Below are 6,949 nucleotides of genomic sequence, written 5' to 3' on the forward strand. Positions count from 1 at the left end.
AACCAACATGGAAAGTGAGAACACATGAAGACGAGTTTGATCGCGGCAGGTGCCGCAGCCTTGGGATTTGTCACGCCAGCGCTTGCTGCGGACGAGGTGACGTTGCAGCTGAAATGGGTCACACAGGCCCAGTTTGCGGGATATTACGTGGCGCTTGAGAACGGGTATTTCGAGGAAGAAGACCTCGATGTGACGATCCTGCCCGGGGGTCCGGACATCGCGCCCACACAGGTCATCGCCGGGGGCGGGGCCGACGTGGTGGTCGAGTGGATGCCTGCCGCGCTGTCGGCGCGTGAAAACGGTCTGCCGCTGGTCAACATCGCGCAGCCATTCAAATCCTCTGGCATGATGCTGACCTGCTGGGGCGATGTGGGCATTGCAGAGCCTGCGGATCTCGACAACCGCACTTTGGGTGTCTGGTTCTTTGGCAATGAATTCCCGTTCCTGAGCTGGATGAGCCAGCTTGACATCAAGACTGATGGCAAGATGGACGGGTCTGTCGAGGTGCTCAAACAGGGCTTCAATGTGGACCCGCTATTGCAGCGTCAGGCCGACTGCATCTCCACCATGACCTATAACGAGTATTGGCAGGTGATTGACAGCGGTGTCGCGCCCGAGGAGCTTGTGACCTTCAAATACGAAGATCAGGGCGTCGCCACGCTGGAGGACGGTCTTTACGTGCTGGAAGAAAATCTCGACGACCCGGCTTTTGTGGACAAGATGCAGCGCTTTGTGCGGGCGTCCATGAAGGGATGGAAATGGGCTGAGGAAAACCCTGAAGATGCGGCGATGATCGTGCTCGATTTCGACGAGACCGGGGCCCAGACCGAAGAGCATCAGATCCGGATGATGGGCGAAGTCGCCAAACTGACGGCCGGTTCGAACGGAGCGCTGGACGAGGCGGATTACACCCGGACGGTCGAAACGCTGCTGGCCGGCGGGTCGGACCCCGTGATCACGGCGGCGCCGGAGGGCGCATGGACGTCGGTGGTAACGGATGGCGCGCTGAACTGAGGTGACGGTGCGGGGCAACCGCATCTCTTGACTGCAGTTCGCTGCGGGACCCACGGCAAGGCATGTGTGCCCTGATCCATGCAGCCGATTGTCCCAAAAGAACCCGCGCCAGTATCGGCGCGGGTTTTTACCTTTCCATGACGCGGACCTGTGGCAGCGTTTTCGTCATTGAGCTGGAGTCCGAGCATTATTGGGAAGCCCGGACCAACGCGATGCAATGCACATTTATTGAGACCGCTATCGGATAGTGCTTATGGCTGTTGTGACCTTGGAGGCGACCAGCGCATTCAGCTGGAACTGGACGATCTGGGACAGGCCCAGTTTTTTTGGCGGTTTCGGTGACATCTACGAACCAAGCCAAACCGACGACTCGGTCTTTTCATCCGGAACCGCCAATCCGTTGACGCTGCGCTACTTCGGCAGCGATCTATCGGAAGATCCGGGCGGCACGGATCGGGACCCTTTTCCGGATAGCGGAACCTTGACCGGCTACGATCACGAGGACGCGAACGGGTTGGTCCTGCTCACGGTCCGCGGTCTGGACGTGACACTCGACGAGCTGAGCATCGAAACACCCGAGCAGCGCATGACGACGATGTGGCGGTGGGGATCGGGCGACGATACGGTGGATTACACCGCAGTCGCAGCTGACAGCAGCTTTTCCGCACCGCGGCGCGCCGACGGGTTCTGGGGGGATGACATGATCCTGCTGGGCTACGACGTTGATGGCTACGGCGGGCCGGGTAACGACACCATCACCGGCGGCGACGGCAGGACCAAGATCTTCGGTGGCCCGGGTGACGATTTGATCGAGGGCGGAGCAGGACCCGACATCCTGCTTGGTGGCGCAGGCGATGACACGATTGATGGCGGCTCTGGGACGGATCGGCTTGTGTGGTACCACCTGCGAGACACCGACGTGCGCGAAACGGTCACATCGCTGCGCGACGGCTATGCAGACTCGTCGCGCGGACGCGACACGATCACCAATATCGAGGACGTGACGGGCTCGGTCTGGAACGACACCATCATCGGAAATGATGGCGATAATGTCCTGAAGGGCCAGCGCGGCGACGATTTCATCGAGGCGCTTGGCGGGGATGACACGATCTCAGCCGGTGGCGGCAATGACACGATATGGGGAGGGGCGGGGAACGATGTCGTTTTCGGTGATAACTCGGCCTCGGTAACCTTCATCGGCGGGCCCGGAGCGGATCGCTACGAAAGCCGGGTGGTTGGTGGTGCAGACACGTTCATCTACCAAAGCCTTGACGACAGCGGCACCAACCTCCTGGAAGCCGACCGGATCATCCGCTTCAGTCGCAGCGATGACCGCATTGACGTTTCGGCCATTGACGCCGATCCGACGACCCCGGGCGATCAGGCTTTCGTCATCGTGGAGGCGTTCACGAACACGCCAGGCGAATTGGTGCTCGACGAGAAGATGAATGACGGCCGGCTCTACCAACGCGCGTTGTTTGACGGTGATGGTGACGGCGCGCACGATATGGCGATCTTCACGCTGTCGCTCGGGGCATTCGATACGCCAGAGATATCCTTCATTCTTTAATCCGAGGCCTTACGCTCAAACGGCAGGACAGACTTGGCAGCAACCGGACAGACCCGCCGGGTGGCTGCGACAGCGGTGCGGGTCTTTCTGGCGCTCCCGGCGCGCATGTCTTTGTGATCGACGGCGGCTTTCTTGTTGATGAACGGCTTCCGTGTTCCGACGCCCTTCAGCGCGCGCTGTTCGATATCTGCCACCTTGATATCAATCCCGATCAACGCATTGACAGCTGCGCACTGTTCTGCGGGCGCTGGCTGGGCCTCATTAGACCCTTCAAGGCGCAGAGCCGGGGTTAAAGCAGGGCCTTGGGCTATACAGATAGTGGTTGGAGGCCGCGCCTTTGGACTGACCGCGACGCGTTTCCAGTAGACAATGTGATAATCTGAGAACAATCCCTTTGGAATGGATGATGCGCGCGGCGATTAATTCTCGGCTGGGCCGACAACGCATTGCCACGCATTGTCGGCATGGGATTCCACCGGTGAAATCGCCGTTGTTTCATGGTAAATTCAAGCTCTGAGACCCCCGCATTTACGGGGCCAATTGGCGCGCATTTTTGGAGAATTTATCATGGCCAATGTCACCTATACCGGGTTGGGTTCCGTTGACGGTATCAGCTGGAACGGATGGACCGGGTTCACTTGGAACCCGGGTATCTCACCAACACTCGTTTTCAATGGTATCGGGTTTGATATCGTCGCGGTGCAGGACGCTCAATTGTTGGTGTTCGATTCTGGACCTTGGGCGGATCAGTTGATCCGTCTGATCGGGCCTACATTGTCGATTGCCGGAAACTTCGGCGATCCTCAGCCGGTTCCGTTCACTGGCACGATCACCGGCTTTCGACTTTATGATCGCTACGAAGACCTTTTGACCTTCGATGATCCCAATAATCAGATCCTGTCCTTTGATCCGCTGACGCAAAGCTGGACGCAGCCATGGCCGGGCGTGGAATTGCTTGATGTCAGCGGCCTGTCCATCAATGCCGCCGGGTTGCAGACCGCCCCCGATTTTCAGGCCGCACTCTTGTCCGGTTTGTCCGATGGCAACGATGTCATCACGGGCTCCGTGTTGAGCGAAGTGGCCGACGGCGGAGACGGCCATGACGATTTCACCATGGGTGGCGGCAATGACACCGTGACCGGCGGGGCAGGGCGCGATGTCATTCGCGGCGGCGACGGGATCGATCGTCTGCTTGGCGGCTCGGACGAGGACACGATCCTTGGAGGCTCCGGCACGGATACGGTGCGGGGCGGAGCGGGCGATGACCGGCTCGATGGCGGCACCGGTTTCGACACCGTGCTTTACACCGGTCTTTTTGCCGGCGTGCGCGTCAACCTTGAGAATGGCACCGCAACCGGCGCTGGCGGGACCGATGTATTGAGCCGGTTCGAGAATGCCGTGGGCTCGGGGTCACACGATGTCATCTACGGCACGCAGCTCCATGGCAACCGGCTCGACGGCAGCCTCGGCAATGACACGATCTTCGGGCTGGACGGGCGCGACACGATTATCGGCGGCGGTGGCAACGACCGGCTTTTTGGTGGTGACAGCGTTGACCGCCTTTTGGGCGGTGCGCAGGACGACTTCCTTGACGGTGGACCGGGCACCGATTTCCTGACCGGCGGGCCCGGCGCAGATACATTTGTGCTGCGTTCCATTGCGGATACTGGAAACGGCCGGTTCAAACGGGACGAGCTCCGCGACTTCAACAGCGCGGAGGGAGATCGCGTAAATGTCTTTCTGGTGGACGCCGACACCACGACGCCGGGCAATCAGGCGTTCTCGGTCGTCAGCGGGAGTTTCAGCGGAACAGCGGGCGAGCTGATCTTGACCGATTATGTCTTTGGCGGCGTCCCGGTGACCATCGCGTCGATGGATGTGAACGGCGATGCCACGTCAGATGGGCAGCTCTACATCGTCGGTGGCGCTGACGCGGGCGATTTCATCCTCTGACTGGACGAAAATGCCTTGGGCTTCTGCTTGAGCGTTTTGGGGCGGAGCCGCCGCCCTGAAACCGATCTCGGCTTTCCCATCTTTTGATTGGTTCGCATCGGCGGACAATCGACACGAGACATGAAAACTGTCCATGATCGCGCGATTGTGGTCCCGGTTCTGCCGCGGAAGTGCCATGATTTGGCACGAGGTGCTTGTGTGACCAGTCTGGAGAGATCTGCAATGACCCGCACCGTGTATTATCCGACCAAACCTGCGCCCGGCGCACGCGGCTGCGCCCGGCTCAGGATTCGCTATGCGGGCGTTGTGGTCTGCTTCAATGTCAGGACGCACACGTCCGCCAGTTAAGGTGCCGCCGGATCCTACGCTGCGACCGATGCGTTGTCTCGGGAGATGTCGTTACCGGTCTGGTCGCTTGCCGCGCGCCGTACATATGTCTTGATCCGTGCCTTTGGCTATATTGCGTTTCCGGAATGCAATTGCGCTATATCAATGTCTCTGCCTTCTGCTTGGTTGTAAGCCGACCCCACGAAGTTTGGGGAAGGGATTGTCATGGTCGAGGTCACCTATACCGGTGCCGGTGCATTGGGGACGAGTTGGCAGGGTTGGGCGATTGAGCCGGTATTTGTGGCCGGTTCAATGATCGTTGAGCCGGGTCAATGGCCGCAGGACGCTCGGGATGCCCGTTGATATCAGACGCAATCGGGACCGATTGAAGGTCAGTTGATCCGCTTGAGCGGGGACGCGTTGTCAAGAGAGGTCCCTGCGGGCACCGCATGGTGGATAGACGATATCACCGAGAGCCTGCCACGCGATGGGATGCTGGACAGCATCACGCTCTATGATCGCGGCATTGCCTGGGGCCAGTCCTTTTTCGAGGACTATCAGGATGGCGACTGGATATGGGATCTGGCCAATGACGGACCGCTGGCGCCGTGGGAGGCGGAGACGATCCTGACCGTGACCGGGCTGTCTATTGATATGACCGCAAGCGAGGTGCCATGGACGAACAATCTTGGGTTCGCCGCTGCGCTTGCTGCGGGGAACGACCAGATCACAGGGTCGTGGCGCTCCGAAATTGCCGATGGCGGCGCGGGCAATGACACGATCAGCATGGGTCCCGGCAATGACGTGCTGCGCGGCGAGGACGGGTATGATGTCCTGTTTGGTGACGCTGGGGATGATACGCTTGAGGGTGGGATAAGCACGGACGTTCTGTTCGGAGGGCCGGGCAATGACCTGTTGGAGGGGGGTGCCGGAGATGATGGGCTCGATCCGGGACCGGGCAATGACACGGTCGATGGTGGGCAGGGGTTCGACACTGTGTATTTTGGCGGGCTTTACACTCCGCTGAGCGCAAATCTGGAGAATGGGACGATCAGCTATGCCACAGGCAGTGTCGACGTAACCTCTGTCGAGAAGGTGCGCGGCACGGTCTCTTACGACACACTCTATGGGGCGCATGCGTCTCATGATGTACTCATGGGCTTGGGCGGTCAGGACCGGTTGTTCGGTCTCGACGGCAATGACGCGCTGTGGGGCGGCGCCAATCGCGACAAGCTTTGGGGTGGTCTTGGTGACGACCAGCTCTGGGGCGGCGACGGGGACGACACGCTGGTGGGCGGCCCGGGAAACGATCTTCTGATCGGAGGCGATGGCGCGGATGTATTCGTGTTTCACCGGATCAGTCAGATCCAGTCTGGTGACCAAATCTTGAATTTCAGCGCTGATGATGTGATTGATCTGCGTTGGATCGATGCGGATGCAACGCAACCGGGCGGACAGGCCTTCACGGTGGTCGATGATTTCACCGGAACACCGGGCGAGCTCACATTCAGTACTGCGGGCTTTGATGGTCGGTTTACTGTCATTGAGCTGGATGTGACGGGCGAGGGTCGTGTTGATGGGGTTTCATCGGGTTGGATCCTGCTTGAGTACGCAAGACTGGACCCGGAAGACATGACGATCCTGCTCTGAGGCTTGGGGACGAGTCGTCTTGTGAGCACCGAGTCGCATGACGATCCGTGAGGCGTGCTCATTTTTTAGGCAAATATCCCGCTTTGATTGAGTTGATATGCACGTCACGCGCAAAATCACTATGGGATTCGGGGTAAAGCGCGTACAGTTCCTGCGAGGCACATGGCGCTAACAGCCATGGATCGGCAAAAAAGACTGTCTAACCCCCTGATTTCATGAGGGTATTCATCTTTTTTGTCAAAAAGTTGTATTTCGTTGAAAAAAGCACTTGCGGGTATTTGGAAGTAACCGTAGAACCCCCTTCACCGGCGGCGCTGAGGCGCGGTTGGGACGCTGGACTGGACGGGTCGCAGGGATGCGGCGGGAAGGTTCGGCACTTCAGAGACAGGGTAAGGCGGGGCGCGCCGGTTAAGTTAGGGCGCATCTCGTTGGATT

General features: G+C 59.4%; 4 protein-coding genes. All 4 read left to right on the plus strand.

All coding sequences use genetic code 11. The features are described from left to right. Window positions 1-24 precede the first annotated feature (24 nt). The 4 genes from J1C49_RS15700 to J1C49_RS15715 all read left to right on the plus strand — a co-directional run bounded on the left by J1C49_RS15700 (window position 25) and on the right by J1C49_RS15715 (window position 6,514). Window positions 25-1,014 (plus strand): ABC transporter substrate-binding protein, encoded by a 990-nt coding sequence (locus J1C49_RS15700; RefSeq protein ID WP_227446787.1) that lies wholly within the window; start codon window positions 25-27, stop codon window positions 1,012-1,014. Between the two features lie 253 nt (window positions 1,015-1,267). Next, window positions 1,268-2,584: a calcium-binding protein gene (locus tag J1C49_RS15705; RefSeq protein ID WP_227446788.1), complete on the plus strand. Its 1,317-nt coding sequence runs from the start codon at window positions 1,268-1,270 to the stop codon at window positions 2,582-2,584. Window positions 2,585-3,151: 567 nt separating this feature from the next. Next, window positions 3,152-4,537, plus strand: a complete 1,386-nt coding sequence (locus tag J1C49_RS15710) for a calcium-binding protein (RefSeq protein ID WP_227446789.1) — start codon at window positions 3,152-3,154, stop codon at window positions 4,535-4,537. Between the two features lie 723 nt (window positions 4,538-5,260). Next, a complete protein-coding gene (locus J1C49_RS15715) occupies window positions 5,261-6,514 on the plus strand; it encodes a calcium-binding protein (RefSeq protein ID WP_227446790.1) in 1,254 nt (417 codons plus the stop codon). Window positions 6,515-6,949: the final 435 nt, after the last annotated feature.

Source organism: Cognatishimia sp. F0-27, from assembly GCF_020667845.1.
Classification (GTDB): Bacteria; Pseudomonadota; Alphaproteobacteria; order Rhodobacterales; family Rhodobacteraceae; genus JAFMPQ01.